Origin of the sequence: Zavarzinia sp., assembly GCF_041650655.1 — a bacterium.
Lineage (GTDB): Bacteria > Pseudomonadota > Alphaproteobacteria > Zavarziniales > Zavarziniaceae > Zavarzinia.
On the sequence record NZ_JBAZKR010000085.1, the window covers coordinates 1 to 15,720 of the forward strand.

Here is a 15,720-nt window from a genome sequence, read left to right on the forward strand (position 1 = left end):
GGTGCCGGAATCTTATCCCCGGAATTCCCGCTGCCGAAACCGCGCGGGAGCCTCGACTTGCACCGAATTAGCCACTACTGAAGAGACGGAACAACCTCCATCGGGCGGAACTGGGGAAAAATCGGGGCGAGACGACAATCCCCGTGATCCACAGGCATCCACTCACCACTACAATCTTAAGATTTATAAATAGGTTAGAAATTGGCGGAGTCCCTGTCGGTAAAATCGAAGCGCTTCCTGAAGGCTCTGAACGGCGAGGCAATCGACCGGCCGCCTTTCTGGCTGATGCGTCAGGCTGGCCGCTATCTGCCCGAATATCTGGCGGTCAGAGCGACGCCACCGGATTTCGTCGCCTTCTGTCTCGATCCCGAAAAGGCCTGTGCCGTCACGCTGCAGCCGATCGACCGCTTCGGCATGGATGCCGCCATTCTGTTCGCCGACATCCTCCTGGTGCCCCATGGTCTCGGCCAGCGCGTGCGCTTCGTCGAAGGTGAAGGGCCGAGGCTCGATCCGGTGACCGATGGGGCCGGCATCGATCGCCTGACTCGGGAAGGCTTCCACGACAAGGTCGGCGCGGTCTATGAGACGGTCCGTCTGCTGGCGAAGCGCTTGCCAGGCGATGTCGCCCTGATCGGTTTCGCCGGGGCACCCTGGACGGTCGCCACCTACATGGTCGCGGGCCAGGGCACGTCCGATCAGAAGCCGGCGCGCCTCTGGGCTTATCGCGATCCCGAAGGCTTTGGCCGCCTGATCGACCTCGTCACCGAGGTGACCATCGATTATCTGGCGGCGCAGGTCGAAGCCGGGGCCGAAGCGATACAGATCTTCGATACCTGGGCCGGCTCCCTGCCGGAGGCGGAGATGCGGCGCTGGGTCTTCGCCCCGATCGCGCGCATCAGGGCCGCGCTGAAGGCTCGTTTCCCCCATGTCCCGGTGATCGGCTTCGCCAAGGGGATCGGGGCCATGCTGCCCGAGCTGGCGCCCGCTACGGGGGTCGAGGCGGTCGGCATCGATGCCGCCGTGCCCCTTTCCTTCGTCCGCGACCGGGTGCAGCCCGGTGCGGTCGTCCAGGGCAATCTGGATCCTCTCTTGCTGGTCGCCGGTGGTGCCGCTCTGGAGCGTGGCATCGACGAATTGCTCTCGACCCTCGGGCCACGGCGTTTCGTCTTCAATCTGGGCCACGGCGTGGTGCCGGAAACGCCGCCGGACCATGTCGCCGCCCTGGCCCGCCGCATCAGGAGTTGGACGCCGTGACGGCCCGGCTCGCCGTCGTCCTGTTCAATCTGGGCGGGCCGGATTCGCCGGCTGCGGTGAAGCCCTTCCTGTTCAACCTGTTCTCGGATCCGGCGATCATCCGCCTGCCCCAGCCGCTCCGCTGGTTCGTGGCGCGCATGATCTCCGGGAAGCGGGCGCCCACGGCCGCTGCGATCTACGAAAAGATCGGTGGCCGCTCGCCCCTGCTGCCCCTGACCGAGGCGCAGGGCCAGGCGCTCACGTCGGCGCTCGAAGCCTTCGATCTCGGCATGAAGGTCAAGGTCTTCGTCGCCATGCGCTATTGGCACCCGCGGGCGGCCGATGTCGCCAAGGCGGTGGCCGCCTATGCCCCGGATCAGGTCGTCCTGCTGCCGCTCTACCCCCAGTTCTCGACCACCACCACAGCCTCGTCCCTGAAGGAATGGCGGGGGGTGGCGGAAAAGGCCGGGATCACGGCGCGGACCTCGGCCGTCTGCTGCTATCCGGTCGAACAGGGCTTCGTCCAGGCCCAGGCCCTGGCGATCGCCCGCGTGCTCGATGCCAATCCGGATCAACGCCTGCGCATCCTGTTCTCCGCCCATGGCCTGCCCAAGAAGGTGGTCGCCGCGGGCGATCCCTATCAGGTCCAGGTCGAGGCGACGGCCAAGGCCGTGGCGCGTGCCCTGAACCGGCCGGATCTCGACTGGGTGGTCTCCTACCAGAGCCGGGTCGGCCCGCTCGAATGGATCGGTCCCTATACCGAGGACGAGATCGCCCGGGCCGGGCGGGACGGCTGCGGCCTCGTCGTGGTGCCGGTCGCCTTCGTCTCGGAACATTCGGAGACGCTGGTCGAACTCGACATCGAATATCGTCACCTGGCCGAGGCTGCCGGGGTGCCGGCCTATCACCGGGTGCCGGCGGTGGGCACCGATCCCGCCTTCATCGCCGGCCTGGCCCGGCTGGTGGCGGCCAAGGTCGGCCGCGAGACGGTGGCGCCCGACGGCGAGGTCAGGATCTGCGGACCGGAATGGTCCGGCTGTCTGTGCAAGGGTTAGGACATGGAATTTTTCGCCGCGAACTACAGCCTGCTGAAGGTTCTGCACATCATCGCCTTCACCACCTGGATGGCCGGCATGTTCTATCTGCCCCGGCTCTTCGTCTATCACACGGACAAGGCGGCGGGTTCCGACGCCTCCGAGACCTTCAAGGTGATGGAACGCCGCCTGCTCAAGGCGATCATCAATCCCTCGATGATCGCGACCTGGATCTTCGGCCTGTCGCTCGCCGCCGCGACCCATGCCTGGAATACCGGCGCCTGGTTCCACGCCAAGATGTTCCTGGTCCTGCTGATGAGCGGCATCCACGGCGTGCTGGTCGGCGAGGTGCGGCGCTTCGGCCGGGACGAGCGGCCCCATTCCGCCCGCTACTATCGGATCCTGAACGAAGTGCCGACGGTGCTCTTCATCATCATCGTGCCGCTGGTCGTGCTGAAGCCCTTCTGAGGGCGCTGAAACTTCCGTTTGACAGGCGGCCCTTCGCAGCGCAAGGTGCCGCCTGTTCGCCATGACCGCCAGTCCTCTGGGCCGGGTCTTTCGGACGCTCTCCTCCTCTTCGGGTCTGGTCGCAGCATTCGCCCTCTATGGGCCCCTGTTCCTGGTTCTGCCAGCACGGGATCGACCGGCCGAATCTCCCTCCCCCTCGCTGCTCATTGGCGCCGGTAACTCGCGATGAATCTTCAGGAACTCAAGGAAAAATCCCCGACCGAACTTCTGGCTTACGCCGAGGAGTTGGAGGTCGAGAACGCATCGACCCTGCGCAAGCAGGACATGATGTTCGCGATCCTCAAGCAGCTTGCGGAAAAGGAGATCGAGATCGACGGCGGCGGCGTCCTCGAGATCCTGCAGGACGGCTTCGGCTTCCTGCGCGCGCCCGAGGCGAACTACCTGCCCGGTCCCGACGACATCTACGTCAGCCCGAGCCAGATCCGCCGCTTCGGCCTTCGCACCGGCGACACGGTGGACGGCCAGATCCGCGCACCCAAGGACGGCGAGCGTTACTTCGCCCTGCTCAAGGTCAACACGATCAATTTCGAGGATCCCGAGGCGGTCCGCCACAAGGTCCATTTCGACAATCTGACGCCGCTCTATCCCAATCAGCGGCTCAACCTCGAGCCGACCGATCCGACCATCAAGGACCGCTCGGCCCGTGTAATCGATCTGATCTCACCGCTGGGCAAGGGCCAGCGCGCCCTGATCGTGGCGCCGCCGCGCACCGGCAAGACCGTGCTGCTGCAGAACGTCGCCCATGCCATCACCGGCAATCACCCGGAAGTCTATCTGATCGTCCTGCTGATCGACGAACGGCCGGAAGAAGTGACCGACATGAGCCGGTCGGTGAAGGGCGAAGTCATTTCCTCCACCTTCGACGAGCCGGCGGTGCGTCACGTCCAGGTTGCCGAAATGGTGATCGAGAAGGCCAAGCGCCTGGTCGAACACAAGCGTGACGTGGTCATCCTGCTCGATTCGATCACCCGCCTCGCCCGCGCCTACAACACCGTCGTGCCCTCGTCCGGCAAGGTGCTGACCGGCGGTGTCGACGCCAACGCCCTGCAGCGCCCGAAGCGCTTCTTCGGTGCCGCCCGCAATATCGAGGAAGGCGGCTCGCTCACCATCATCGCGACCGCGCTGATCGATACCGGCAGCCGCATGGACGAAGTGATCTTCGAAGAGTTCAAGGGCACCGGTAACTCGGAAATCATCCTGGACCGCAAGATCGCCGACAAGCGCACCTTCCCGGCGATCGACATCACCAAGTCCGGCACCCGCAAGGAAGAGCTGCTGGTCGACAAGGGCACCCTGTCCAAAATGTGGGTGCTGCGCCGCATCCTGATGCCCATGGGTCCGGTCGACGCGATCGAATTCCTGCTCGACAAGCTGAAGCACACCAAGACCAACGGCGAATTCTTCGACTCGATGAATTCGTAGCCTCAGGCGCCGGCGGGGGCCATCCGGCCCCCTCGGCTTCTGCTCTCCGCTATGTGCCGGCCTATGGCCGGCCTGCTCCGCGCCCCGCCTTTGGCGGGAACGGCCCCACTTCGGGGGCCGTTACTGGTGGCAAGCGGCAATCACCTTTGAAAGATAAAGGCTCGCTCAGTCCTCGACCCGGCTGAGCTTGGCGCAGACCGAATCCAATTCGTCCAGCGTCCGGTAGCGGATGGTCAGCGTGCCGCCGGCGTCGCCCTTGTGGGCGATCGAGACCGGCAGGCCGAGGGCGGCGGAGAGATTGCCCTCGAGTTCGAGCGTGTCCATGTCCTTGGCCGGGGCGCCACCGAAGGCCGCCGCGGCAGTCGCCGGGGCCTTGGCCCTCTTGGCCAGTTCTTCCATTTGGCGCACGGTCAGGCCCTGGTCGACCGCCTTCTTGGCCAGGACGGCGGCGTCGGGCAGGCCGATCAGGGCGCGGGCATGGCCGGCCGACAGCGCCCCCTGCTCCACCAGTTCCTTGACCGGACCCGGCAGGGTCAACAGGCGCAGCAGGTTGGCGATATGGCTGCGCGATTTGCCGACCACCTGGGCCAGCGCTTCCTGGGTATGGCCGAATTCCTCGATCAGGCGCTGATAGCCGGCGGCTTCCTCGATCGGCGTCAGGTCGGCGCGCTGGATGTTCTCGACCAGGGCGACTTCCATCACCTCGGCGTCGGTGAAATCCTTCACCACCACCGGCACGCTGTGGAGCTGGGCCGTCTGGGCCGCGCGCCAGCGCCGCTCGCCCGCGATGATCTCATAGCGTTCGGCGGTGCCGAGGCGGCGCACCAGGATCGGCTGGAGGATGCCGCGCGCCTTGATCGAGGTGACCAGCTCTTCCAGCGCCTCGGGCGTGAAGCGCTTGCGTGGTTGCTTCGGGTTGGGCTGCAATTGTTCGATCGGCAGTTCACGCAAGCCGCGCGGCCGCTCGCTCCCCTGGGCCGGGGTGGCGACTGCTTCGCGTACTTCACCCATCAGGGCGGACAGGCCGCGGCCCAGCCCCTTCTTGCGGGGTTCTTCTGCCATCGAAACGTGATCCTTCGGTATTAGGCGGCGCGGGGTTCTTCCCGGCGCAGAAGTTCGCTGGCCAGGCGGATATAGGCCTGGCTGCCGGCGCAGCGGTGATCATAGACCAGGGCGGGCTGGCCGTGGCTGGGCGCTTCGGAAATGCGCACGTTGCGCGGGATCACCGTGTTGTAGACCTTGGCGCCCAGGAAGCCGCGGACATCCGCCGCCACCTGGTCGGACAGGTTGTTGCGGTTGTCGTACATGGTGAGCACGACGCCCTGGATCTCGAGGGCCGGGTTGAAGCTGCCGCGCACCTGCTCGATCGTGCGGAGCAGCAGGCTCAAGCCCTCCAGGGCGAAGAATTCGCACTGCAGGGGCACCAGCACGGAATCCGCCGCGACCATGGCATTCAGCGTCAGCAGGTTCAGCGAGGGCGGGCAGTCGATCAGCACATAATCGAAATCGCGCGTGATCATCGGCGCGGCCAACGCCTCCTTCAGGCGGTGGGCACGGCGCTCCTGATCGACCAGTTCCAGTTCGGCGCCGGAAAGATCGATGGTCGAGGGTACCAGGAAGAGGTTCGGGATGGCGGTCCCGACCAATGCCTCTTCCAGCGTGGCCTCGCCCATCAGGGCGTCGTAGGAGGTGATCTCGCGCGCGGAACGGTCGACGCCGACCCCGGTCGAGGCATTGCCCTGGGGGTCGAGATCCAGGATCAGCACTTTTCGCCCGGTCGCCGCCAGCGCGGTGCCGAGGTTGATCGCCGTGGTGGTCTTGCCCACACCGCCCTTCTGGTTGGCAATGGCGATGATACGCACACCCGCTTGCCGGACATCAGTCATGGTCGGTCACCCGGATCTGGAAGATGGTGGCGGCGGGATCGGTCAGACTCCGGTGCCGCTCGACCTCCAGTGTGAAGCGCCGGGACGCCTGGGTCAATTCGGCCTCGGCCTCCTTACCCTTGGGGATAAGGTGAATAGTGTGGGCAGTTCGGTGCGGTGCCGCCCAATCGAGCAGTTTCTCGAGCGGGGCCAGGGCACGCGCGGTAATCACGTCCGCCTCGAGCGGTGCCAGCGTCTCGATGCGAAGGGCGTGGATGGTCACCGCCGTCTGGGTGATTCGCGCCGCCTCGCGCAGGAAAGCGCATTTGCGCTGGTCGCTCTCGACCAGATGGACGTCGCCCGCCCCCAGGATCGCCAGGACAAGGCCCGGGAAACCGGCGCCCGAACCGAGATCGACAAGGCGGAGCGGCCGCTTCTCCGGCAACAGCGGGTAAAGCTGCGCCGAATCGAGGAAATGGCGCTGCCAGAGGTCCGGCAATGTGGCGGGGCCGACGAGATTGATCTTGCTCTGCCACTTCACCAGGAGGTCGGCATAGGCGGCCAGGCGCTCCAATGTTTCACGTGAAACAGGAAAACCCGCGGCGAAGTCGTCGCGGCTGAAGGAACGCGCCATCAGGCCACCCGCTTCTTCACATGGGCGAGCAGCGCCGTCAGCGCTGCCGGGGTGACGCCGGAGATGCGCGCGGCCGACCCGAGGGTGGGCGGCCGTGCGGCATCGAGCTTCAGCCGGATCTCGGCCGACAACCCGCCGACGGCGCGATAGTCGAGGTCGGCCGGCAGGGCCAGTTCCTCGTCGCGCCGGAAGGCGCGGATATCGGCTTCCACCCGGTCGAGATAGCCGGCATAGAGCGCCTCCACCGCGACCTGTTCGGCCACCGCCGGGTCGAGCCCGGCCAGGCCGGGCCAGAGTTCCGCCACCCGCCCCAGGGTGACACCGGGCAGGCGCAGCAGGTCGAGCAGCGAGCGCCGCTGGCCGTCCTGATTGACCGGCAGGCCATGACGCGCCGCCTCGGGCGGGGTCACGCGGGTGTCGCGGGCATAGGCGAGGGCGGTGTCCACCGCCTGTTTCTTGGCGGCGAAGGCATCGGCCCGGGCGGCGCCGACGCAGCCGAAACCGAGGCCCTTCTCGGTCAGGCGGCGGTCGGCATTGTCGGCGCGCAGCAGCAGGCGGTATTCGGCCCGGCTGGTGAACATGCGGTAGGGTTCCCGCGTCCCGCGTGTCACCAGGTCGTCGATCAGCACGCCGATATAGGCATCGGCGCGGTCGAGCACCACGCCCTCCCCGCCCCCGGCCTTTCGCGCGGCATTGAGCCCGGCCATCAGGCCCTGGGCCGCCGCTTCTTCATAGCCGGTGGTGCCGTTGATCTGGCCGGCCAGGAACAGGCCGGGGCAGCGCCGCGTCTCCAGCAGATGGCTCAGTTCGCGCGGGTCGACATAGTCGTATTCGATGGCATAGCCGGGGCGGATCATATGCGCCCGCTCCAGGCCCGGGATGGTCTTCAGCAGGCCGGCCTGGACGTCGCGCGGCAGGGAGGTCGAAATGCCGTTGGGATAGACCGTGTCGTCGTCCAGCCCTTCCGGTTCCAGGAAGATCTGGTGGCGTTCCTTCTCGGCGAAACGCACCACCTTGTCCTCGACCGAGGGGCAGTAGCGCGGACCGGTGCCTTCGATCTGCCCGGAATACATCGGCGCGCGATGCAGGTTGGCGCGGATCAGGGCGTGGCTCGCCTCGCTGGTATAGGTGATGCCGCAGGCGATCTGCGGCGTCTCGATGCGCTCGGTCAGGAAGGAGAAGGGCTGCGGCGGGTCGTCGCCGGCCTGCATCTCGAGGCCCGCCCAATCGATGGTGCGGCCGTCCAGCCGGGGCGGCGTGCCGGTCTTCAGCCGGCCGAGGGCGAAACCGAGGCGGGCGAGCGTGGCGGACAGGCCGAGAGACGGCGCCTCCCCCACCCGGCCGGCGGGGATCTTCTCCTCGCCGATATGGATGAGGCCGCGCAGGAAAGTGCCGGTGGTCAGCACCACGGCGCCGCAGCGGAGCTCCCGCCCGTCGGCCAGCACGACACCGGCCACCCGCCCCTGTTCGACGATCAGGTCTTCGGCGGCGGCGGCCAGGATGGTCAGATTGGCCTGGTCTGCCAGCAGACCCTGCATGGCCTGGCGGTAGAGCTTGCGGTCGGCCTGGGCGCGCGGGCCGCGCACCGCCGGTCCCTTGGACTGGTTGAGAACGCGGAACTGGATGCCGCCGCGGTCGATCGCCTTGGCCATGACGCCGTCGAGGGCGTCGATCTCGCGCACCAGATGGCCCTTGGCCAGGCCGCCGATGGCCGGGTTGCAGGACATTTCGCCGATCGTTTCGGCCTTGTGGGTGAGCAGCAGGGTGCGCGCGCCGAAGCGCGCCGCGGCAGCCGCGGCTTCGCAGCCCGCATGGCCGCCGCCGATCACGATCACGTCGAAGTCCGTCATGGCCGGCACTTTAGGGCGCGGCGCGCCACAGTCAAATGACGAGATCGCGAAGCCCATTGTTTCACGTGAAACAGTCGCTCACTTGCCGATGCAGAATTCCGAGAAGATGACGTCGAGCAGGTCCTCGACATCGACGGTGCCGACCACCCGGCCGAGATCGCGCAGCGCCTGGCGCAGGTCCTCCGCCCGCAGTTCCGGCGGCAGCGCCAGGGGATCGAGCGCCCGGTCGAGCGCGGAGAGTGACGCCTCGACCGCCAGGCGATGGCGCGCCCGCGTGATCGCCGGGGCTTCTCCGGGGTTCAGCCGCTCGGCCACCGTCTGCCCGAGCATGGCCAGCAGTTCGCCGATTCCTGCCCCGGTGCGGGCCGAGACCGGCAGCGCCTCTGCCGGGCCGGGGCCGAGGTCGGCCTTGTTCAGGACGACGAGGCGCGCCCCCTCGCCCGGCGGCGGCAGCGGGTCGCCGGGCACGATCACCTCCAGGCGGAGGTCGGCCGATTCCGCCCTTGCGCGGGCGCGGCGCACCCCTTCCCGTTCGATCGGGTCCTCGGTCTCGCGCAGGCCCGCGGTATCGATCAGCACGACCCGGTAACCGCCGAGGTCGAGGGCGACCTCGATCACGTCCCGCGTGGTACCCGGCATGTCGGAGACGATCGCCGCCTCCGTGGCGGAGAGACGGTTGAGCAGGCTCGATTTGCCGACATTGGGGGCGCCGGTGATGGCGATCTCGAAGCCGTCGCGCAGCCGCTCGCCCCGGTGGCCGTCGGCCAGGTGGGCGGCGATCTCGGCCCGCAGCAGGCCGGCGCCGGCCCTGACCTCGCCCTCGATCGCCTCGTCCAGCCCCTCGTCCGGGAAATCGATCAGGGCTTCGAGCCGGGCCAGCAGCACCTTGAGCCAGTCGCGCCAACCCTCGTAGAGCCGGCCGAGGGCGCCGTCGAGCTGGCGCAGCGCCTGGCGCCGCTGGGCCTCGGTCTCGGCATCCACCAAGTCCGCCACCGCCTCGGCCTGGGCGAGGTCCAGCTTGCCGTGCTCGAAGGCGCGGCGGGTGAATTCGCCGGCTCCGGCCGGGCGGAGGCCCAGGCGGATCAGCACATCGGTGATGCGGGACAGAATGGCGCGGCCGCCGTGCAAGTGCAGCTCGGCGACATCCTCGCCGGTGAAACTGGCCGGCCCCGGGAACCAGAGCAGCAGGCCGCGGTCGATCTCCACCCCGTCCACCGGGTCCCGCAGGGTGGCGAGATGGGCGCGGCGCGCTTCCGGCCGCTGTCCGGCCAGGGCGTCCAGCGCCGACCCGGCCAGCGGGCCGGACAGGCGCAGCACGGCGACGCCGGCCCGCCCGCGTCCGCTGGCCAGGGCGAAGATCGTGTCGGCCATGGCCCTATTCGGCGGCGGGCGGCTTCTGGTCGGGCTGGAGCATCAGGCGGGTGACGCGGCCGCCCTGCTTCAGATGCACTTCCAGGATCTCGTCGATGTCTTCCCGGGTTCGCGGCGCGTACCAGATGCCCTCGGGATAGATCACGATCACCGGGCCCAGTTCGCAGCGGTCGAGGCAGCCGGACTGGTTGATCCGCACATTCTTCAGGCCGAGCTGGTCCGCCCTGCCCTTCATATAATTGCGCAGCAGCATGGCGCCCCGGGCCATGCAGGAGCCGCGCGGATGTTCCGCCGGCCGCTCGTTCACACAGGCGAAGACATGGGCTTCGTAATAGGGGGCGGGATCGTCGGGACGCAGACGGTCGGTCAGGCTCACTTGCTGTCTTCCTTGGTATCACGCCGCTTGCCGCGCACCGAGGAGGCGGCGCTCCAGAACAGGTCCTGCAATTTCTCGAACCCCTGGATGCCGCCCTGGATGCCCATGGGCACCCATTGCTTCAGGATGGTCTCGGGATCGAGGACATTGAGATATTGCATCATGCGCTGTTCGAGTTCGGCCAGCACGCGCTGCTGCAGCGGTTCGAGGTCGGGCAGGCCCAGGGTCTGACGCAGTTCTTCGGGCGTGATGTCGAATTCGACGTTGATTTTCATGGGCCTTCTCTTCTGCGTCTGTTGGCGCTCGACCGCCGGGTGCTGCCGTGGAACAACTAGTCTAAAGCAGGAAAGGGCACACGCAACATGACGCTCGGCAATGCGCTGGGCCGGGAAACCAGCCCCTATCTTCTCCAGCACGCCGGCAACCCGGTGCATTGGCAGCCCTGGTCTGCCGACACGTTGCGCCTGGCACGGGAATCCGGCAAGCCGATCCTGCTCTCGGTCGGTTACGCCGCCTGCCACTGGTGCCATGTCATGGCCCATGAATGTTTCGAGAATCCGGCCATCGCCGGCTTGATGAACGAGCTTTTCATCAATGTGAAGGTCGACCGCGAGGAACGCCCGGACATCGACACGATCTATCAGACGGCACTGGCCGCCATGGGCCAGCAGGGTGGCTGGCCGCTCACCATGTTCCTCAATGCCGCGGGCGAGCCCTTCTGGGGCGGCACCTATTTCCCACCGGAGGAACGCTATGGCAGGCCCGGCTTCCCCCAGGTGCTGCGCGGCATCGCCGAAGCCTATCGGAGCGATTCTGCCGCGGTCGAAAAGAACCGCAGCGCCCTGCTCCGCATCCTGTCCGAACTCTCGGCGACGGCGAAGCCCGGCGCCCTCTCCTTCGCCCTGCTCGATCAGGCGGCGGGAGCGCTGGCCAAGGCGGTCGACCCGGCGAAAGGCGGCCTCGGCGGGGCGCCCAAGTTCCCGCAGCCCTTCGTCTTCGATTTCCTGTGGCGCGCCCATCTCCGCAGCGGCGACGAGATCTGCCGCCAGCGGGTCGAGACGACCCTGACCAACATGGCCCAGGGCGGCATCTATGATCACCTGGCCGGCGGCTTCGCCCGCTATTCGACCGACGACCGCTGGCTGGCGCCGCATTTCGAGAAGATGCTCTACGACAATGCCCTGCTGATCGATCTCTATACCCAGGTCTGGTGCCGGACGGAAAATCCGCTCTACGCCCGCCGGGTGGCCGAGACGGCGGATTGGCTGCTGGCCGAGATGCGCCGGCCGGAAGGCGGCTTCGCGGCCAGCCTGGATGCGGATTCCGAGGGCGAGGAAGGCCGTTTCTACGTCTGGACCAAGGCGGAGGTAGAGGCCGTGCTGGGCCCGGCCGATGCCGCCTTCTTCTGTCCGATCTACGACATTTCGGCGGGCGGCAATTGGGAAGGCCACAATATCCCGAACCGGCTGCACCACCTGGGACTGCTGGACGACGCGGCCGAAGGCCGGCTGGACGATTGCCGGGCCAAGCTGCTGGCCGCCCGCGCCGCCCGCGTCCGCCCGGGCTTCGACGACAAGGTGCTGGCCGATTGGAACGGCTTGGCGATCCAGGCCCTCGCCCGTGCCGCCTGTGTTTTCGGGCGGGACGACTGGCGTGCCGCGGCGATCGCCGCCTTCGATTTCGTGCTGGCCGAAATGCGCCCCGGCGACCGCCTGCATCAGGCCTGGCGCGACCGCCTCACCCCGGTGCGCGCCACGCTCGACGCCGTGGCGAATATGGCGCAAGCCGCCCTCGCCCTGGTCGAGACGACGGGCGAGGATCGCTTCCTTGCCCTTGCCCGCGATTTCGTGGCCGAGGCGGAAGCCCATTACGCCGATCCGGTGAACGGCGGCTTCTTCCTGACGGCGGACGATGCCGAAGCCCTGATCGTGCGCACGCGGAACGCCCACGACAATGCGGTGCCCAGCGGCAACGGCACCATGGCCCATGTCTATGGCCGCCTGGGCCTGCTGACCGGCGAGGCCGGCTTCACCGAAAAGGCGGCGGCCCAGATCCGCGCCTTCGCGGGCGAGGCGACGCAGAATTTCGTCCCCCTCGCCACCCTGATGAACGCCTTTCCCCTGATCGCCGAGCCGGTCGAGGTGGTGATCGTCGGCGCCCACGGCGACCCGGCGGCGGATGTCCTGCACCAGGCGGCCTTCCGGGCCGGCGTGCCGGAGGCGACGATCCTCCGGGTGGCGCCGGGCGCCCTCTTGCCGCCGCTCCATCCCGCCTTCGGGCGCACCGATACGGAGGGCGCCTTCGTCTGCCATAACCGCACATGTTCCTTGCCGCTGGCCAACGCCCGCGACCTGGTCGAGACGATGCGGGCCGGCCATGGCTGAAGGCGGGGTCGAGACCCCGATCGGAACCTTCTACGTTACGGTCCGCGCCGATGCCGTGGTCGCGGCGGGCTGGAGCCCGAGCGGCGATCGCGGCGAAGGCGAGGACATGCTGCTCGCCCTCGCCCTGGCCCAGGTCGAGGACTATTTCGCCGGCCGCCGGCGGGACTTCGCACTTCCCATCGCCCCCCACGGCACGCCCTTCCAGCGCAAGGTCTGGCGCCGCATCGCCGCCATTCCCTTCGGTGCCTTCGAGACCTACGGCAGTCTGGCCAAGGCACTCGGCGGGGTCGCCGCCCAGGCGGTCGGCCAGGCCTGCGGGCGAAACCCGGTCGGTCTCCTGGTGCCCTGCCACCGGGTGCTGGCGGCAGGGCCGAAGCTCGGCGGCTACGGCGGCTCGGAAGCGGTCAAGCGCTGGCTCCTGGAGCACGAGGGCATCGTGCTCTGATCAGACGACGAAGAAGGTCGCCACCCCGACCGCGATCATGATGGCGGCGGAAACCGCGCGCACCACCGCGAGCGGAACCACTCGCGTCACCGCCTCGCCCAGGAACACCGCCGGCACATTGGCCAGCATCATGCCGAAGGTGGTGCCCAGGGTGACCAGCACCGCATTGCCGAAGCGGGCCGCCAGGGCGACCGTGGCGACCTGCGTCTTGTCGCCCATTTCGACCAGGAAGAAGGCGATCGCCGTGGTCAGGAAGACGCCGAGCTTGCGCTTGCCGTTGTCCGCCGCCTCGTCGTCCGCCTTGTCCGGGACCAGGATCCACAGGCCCATGGCGATGAAGGAAGCGGCCAGGATCCAGCGCAGCCAGTCGGGATCGACATGCGCGGCGACCAGGGCGCCCAGGCTCGCCGCCAGCAGGTGATTGGCCACGGTCGCGGCGAAAATGCCGGCGACGATCGGCCAGGGCTTGCGGAAACGGGTGGCGAGAAGGATGGCGAGCAGCTGCGTCTTGTCGCCCATTTCGGCGAGGGCGACGATGCCGGTCGAGACGAGAAAGGCTTCCATGAGGCCATACCGGGCGCAGGGTCGGGCGGACAACCGATGGCAAGCCGCGTTGCCCGACCCTGCAAGGACGGACGCGGACCTGCCAAAGGTCTCGCCAGGCGGTTTCCCGCTGCATGCGCCATGGCGGCCCGACGAAGGGCCCCCAAGTCTGTTGACGCATCCCCCGCAAAGCGCGGGCGACTACTCCCCAATGACGCCCTGGCTATAACAAGCGCCGATCAGGCGCACAAGAAAAACGATTGCCGCCCGGCGGGAAAAATGTTCTTTTTTCGTTCCAATTCGGGAGGCGATCATGTTCGGCTATATCACGCTCGGGGCGAAGGATTTCGAGGCCGCCCTGAAGTTCTACGACACGGTGATGGCGGTGCTCGGCCAGGAACGGCAATTTGCCGACGCCGAGAGCGGCTGGGCCGCCTGGGGCATCGCACCGGCGCCGCAGCTCCTGATCTGCAAGCCCTTCGACGGCGGCCCGGTCAGCGCCGGCAACGGCACGATGATCGCCCTTCTGGCGGCCTCGACCGAGACGGTCGACCGTTTCCACGCCGCCGCCCTGGCTGCCGGCGGCACGGACGAGGGCGGCCCGGGCACCCGCCCGCACTACAGCCCGGAATTCTATGTCGCCTATGTCCGCGACCCCTCGGGCAACAAGCTCTGCGCCTATCACATGATGGCGAGCTGAGCGGTCAGTTTCCGCGCCGCCCGGCGCTGCGGATCTGGTCGAGCCAGCCGCGGCGCGTCTCGTCCCTTGCCGCCGTGACCATGCCGAACAGGCTCTGCCGCACCACCCGGATGCCGACGAAGCCCAGGATGTTGCGCCGCATGGCGGCGATGCCATGGGCCCGGTACCACAGGCGGAACAAGAGGCTCGGCATGCCCATGGTGACGATCAGGCGGGCGGTCTTGCCGGCCAGCAGGCTCTGCGGCCCAGCCTCTTCGAGATAGAGGAAGGCGCCGCCCGGGCGCAGCACCTGTTCGAGGAAGCCTTTCAGCAGGGCGGGCATGGTGCCGAGCCAGAGCGGGAAGACGAAGACCAGATGGTCGGCCCAGCGGATCGCCTCGACCGCGGGCTCCAGCACCGCCGGGATCGGCTCCTTCTCATAGGCGCTCTGCGAGCGCAGCAGGGGAAAATCCAGTGTCGCGAGGTCGATCCGGCGCAGCTCGTGCCCGGCCTCCGCCGCCCCCTCGGCATAGGCGTCGGCCAGCCCCCGGCACAGCCGTGCCGGATCTCCGTCCGGGTGACCCTGGACGATCAAGATACGTTTCGGCGGCGTCACCACGGTACTCATGATGCGCCATTGGGCGCTTCCGCCGGCGCCGCCGCCTTGACCTGGATCAGCCGCGGCTGTGCTCGCGCTTGATGTCGGCGATCGTGTCCTGGAGCAGGCGGAAGGCCTTCAGGGCATCCTTCTCCCCCTCGCTCTTCGGTTCGATCTTCACATGGGCCAGGACGACCTCCAACGCATCGGCGATCTGGCCGAGCTGGCGGCCGTAGGAACCCGCCCGGCGCAACGCCTCACGCTCCACCTCCGGCGCATTGGAAAAGCCGAGGTCGATGTTGATCAGGCCGAAGCGGGCGCCCGACCAGTCGAAACCCTGGGTGACGTCGCCCGAGAGCGGCCAGTTAAAGGAGAGCGGAGCGAGGAACTGGGCCATGGCGGTTCTCCGGTGTTGCACCGCGTCATGCTACCATGGGATGCAGGGAAAGCAGTGCCCGGCCGCCGCGACTTTGGTGGCCTGGAACGCGCGCCCGTGCTAAAGGGGCGGCATGATTTCCATGAAGGAATTTCCGATGCGGACCGCCACGATCGCCCGCAAGACGAAGGAGACCGAAATCTCGGTCACCATCAATCTGGACGGCACCGGCAAATACCAGGTGTCGACGGGCATCGGCTTCCTCGACCACATGCTGGAACAGCTCTCCCGGCATTCGCTGATCGACCTCGAAGTGACGGCGAAGGGCGACACCCACATCGATTTCCACCACACCACGGAAGACACGGATCGCCATCGGCGA

General features: G+C 67.7%; 17 protein-coding genes, 1 pseudogene and 1 riboswitch. Of the genes and pseudogenes, 8 read left to right on the forward strand and 10 right to left on the reverse strand.

Annotated features, from left to right (window positions below; genetic code table 11):
* The first annotated feature begins 201 nt into the window (after positions 1-201).
* The 4 genes from hemE (at position 202) to rho (ending at position 4,217) form a co-directional block, all read left to right on the forward strand.
* On the forward strand, positions 202-1,254 hold the full coding sequence (gene hemE / locus WC493_RS16965; protein ID WP_373066773.1) for a uroporphyrinogen decarboxylase: 1,053 nt from the start codon (positions 202-204) through the stop codon (positions 1,252-1,254).
* Positions 1,251-2,288 (forward strand): ferrochelatase, encoded by a 1,038-nt coding sequence (gene hemH / locus WC493_RS16970; protein ID WP_373066775.1) that lies wholly within the window; start codon positions 1,251-1,253, stop codon positions 2,286-2,288. The genes hemE and hemH overlap by 4 nt, the downstream gene beginning before the upstream one ends.
* Before the next feature lie 3 nt (positions 2,289-2,291).
* Positions 2,292-2,735 carry a protoporphyrinogen oxidase HemJ gene (hemJ, locus tag WC493_RS16975; RefSeq protein ID WP_373066776.1) on the forward strand — a complete coding sequence of 148 codons (444 nt, stop codon included), beginning with the start codon at positions 2,292-2,294 and terminating at the stop codon, positions 2,733-2,735.
* A gap of 225 nt (positions 2,736-2,960) precedes the next feature.
* On the forward strand, positions 2,961-4,217 hold the full coding sequence (gene rho, locus WC493_RS16980) for a transcription termination factor Rho (RefSeq protein WP_373066777.1): 1,257 nt from the start codon (positions 2,961-2,963) through the stop codon (positions 4,215-4,217).
* A gap of 165 nt (positions 4,218-4,382) precedes the next feature.
* Here rho and WC493_RS16985 read toward each other — a convergent pair whose 3' ends face one another.
* The 7 genes from WC493_RS16985 to WC493_RS17015 form a co-directional block, all read right to left on the reverse strand.
* A complete protein-coding gene (locus WC493_RS16985; protein ID WP_373066779.1) occupies positions 4,383-5,279 on the reverse strand; it encodes a ParB/RepB/Spo0J family partition protein in 897 nt (298 codons plus the stop codon).
* 20 nt (positions 5,280-5,299) lie between these two features.
* Positions 5,300-6,103 (reverse strand): ParA family protein, encoded by an 804-nt coding sequence (locus tag WC493_RS16990; RefSeq protein WP_373066780.1) that lies wholly within the window; start codon positions 6,101-6,103, stop codon positions 5,300-5,302.
* Positions 6,096-6,716, reverse strand: a complete 621-nt coding sequence (rsmG, locus tag WC493_RS16995) for a 16S rRNA (guanine(527)-N(7))-methyltransferase RsmG (RefSeq protein ID WP_373066781.1) — start codon at positions 6,714-6,716, stop codon at positions 6,096-6,098. Before rsmG ends, WC493_RS16990 begins: the two co-directional genes overlap by 8 nt.
* A complete protein-coding gene (gene mnmG / locus WC493_RS17000) occupies positions 6,716-8,566 on the reverse strand; it encodes a tRNA uridine-5-carboxymethylaminomethyl(34) synthesis enzyme MnmG (protein WP_373066783.1) in 1,851 nt (616 codons plus the stop codon). Before mnmG ends, rsmG begins: the two co-directional genes overlap by 1 nt.
* 78 nt (positions 8,567-8,644) lie before the next feature.
* Entirely contained in the window at positions 8,645-9,937 is a 1,293-nt protein-coding gene (mnmE, locus tag WC493_RS17005; protein WP_373066784.1) for a tRNA uridine-5-carboxymethylaminomethyl(34) synthesis GTPase MnmE, read from the reverse strand.
* Between the two features lie 4 nt (positions 9,938-9,941).
* Positions 9,942-10,313 (reverse strand): ferredoxin, encoded by a 372-nt coding sequence (locus WC493_RS17010; RefSeq protein WP_373066785.1) that lies wholly within the window; start codon positions 10,311-10,313, stop codon positions 9,942-9,944.
* Entirely contained in the window at positions 10,310-10,588 is a 279-nt protein-coding gene (locus tag WC493_RS17015; RefSeq protein WP_373066787.1) for a DUF6489 family protein, read from the reverse strand. The genes WC493_RS17010 and WC493_RS17015 overlap by 4 nt, the downstream gene beginning before the upstream one ends.
* Before the next feature lie 87 nt (positions 10,589-10,675).
* Between WC493_RS17015 and WC493_RS17020 the strand changes: the two genes are divergently transcribed.
* Positions 10,676-12,697: a thioredoxin domain-containing protein gene (locus WC493_RS17020; protein ID WP_373066788.1), complete on the forward strand. Its 2,022-nt coding sequence runs from the start codon at positions 10,676-10,678 to the stop codon at positions 12,695-12,697.
* The gene (locus WC493_RS17025) at positions 12,690-13,142 is read left to right on the forward strand and encodes a methylated-DNA--[protein]-cysteine S-methyltransferase (protein ID WP_373066790.1); all 453 of its coding nucleotides are present in this window, start codon (positions 12,690-12,692) and stop codon (positions 13,140-13,142) included. Before WC493_RS17020 ends, WC493_RS17025 begins: the two co-directional genes overlap by 8 nt.
* Here WC493_RS17025 and WC493_RS17030 read toward each other — a convergent pair whose 3' ends face one another.
* The gene (locus tag WC493_RS17030) at positions 13,143-13,706 is read right to left on the reverse strand and encodes a TMEM165/GDT1 family protein (protein ID WP_373066791.1); all 564 of its coding nucleotides are present in this window, start codon (positions 13,704-13,706) and stop codon (positions 13,143-13,145) included. It lies immediately after the preceding gene.
* Between the two features lie 64 nt (positions 13,707-13,770).
* A riboswitch (yybP-ykoY riboswitch) is annotated at positions 13,771-13,907 on the reverse strand.
* A gap of 91 nt (positions 13,908-13,998) precedes the next feature.
* Between WC493_RS17030 and WC493_RS17035 the strand changes: the two genes are divergently transcribed.
* Positions 13,999-14,385, forward strand: a complete 387-nt coding sequence (locus tag WC493_RS17035) for a VOC family protein (protein WP_373066792.1) — start codon at positions 13,999-14,001, stop codon at positions 14,383-14,385.
* 4 nt (positions 14,386-14,389) lie between these two features.
* Here the strand turns inward: WC493_RS17035 and WC493_RS17040 are convergent, their stop codons facing one another.
* A complete protein-coding gene (locus WC493_RS17040; protein WP_373066794.1) occupies positions 14,390-14,992 on the reverse strand; it encodes an NAD(P)H-dependent oxidoreductase in 603 nt (200 codons plus the stop codon).
* 46 nt (positions 14,993-15,038) lie between these two features.
* Complete coding sequence (locus WC493_RS17045; protein WP_373066795.1) at positions 15,039-15,359, reverse strand: hypothetical protein; 321 nt, start codon at positions 15,357-15,359, stop codon at positions 15,039-15,041.
* 136 nt (positions 15,360-15,495) lie between these two features.
* On the opposite strand from WC493_RS17045, the pseudogene WC493_RS17050 reads away from it, so the two are divergent.
* Positions 15,496-15,720, forward strand: a pseudogene (locus WC493_RS17050) (imidazoleglycerol-phosphate dehydratase); the annotation flags it as partial.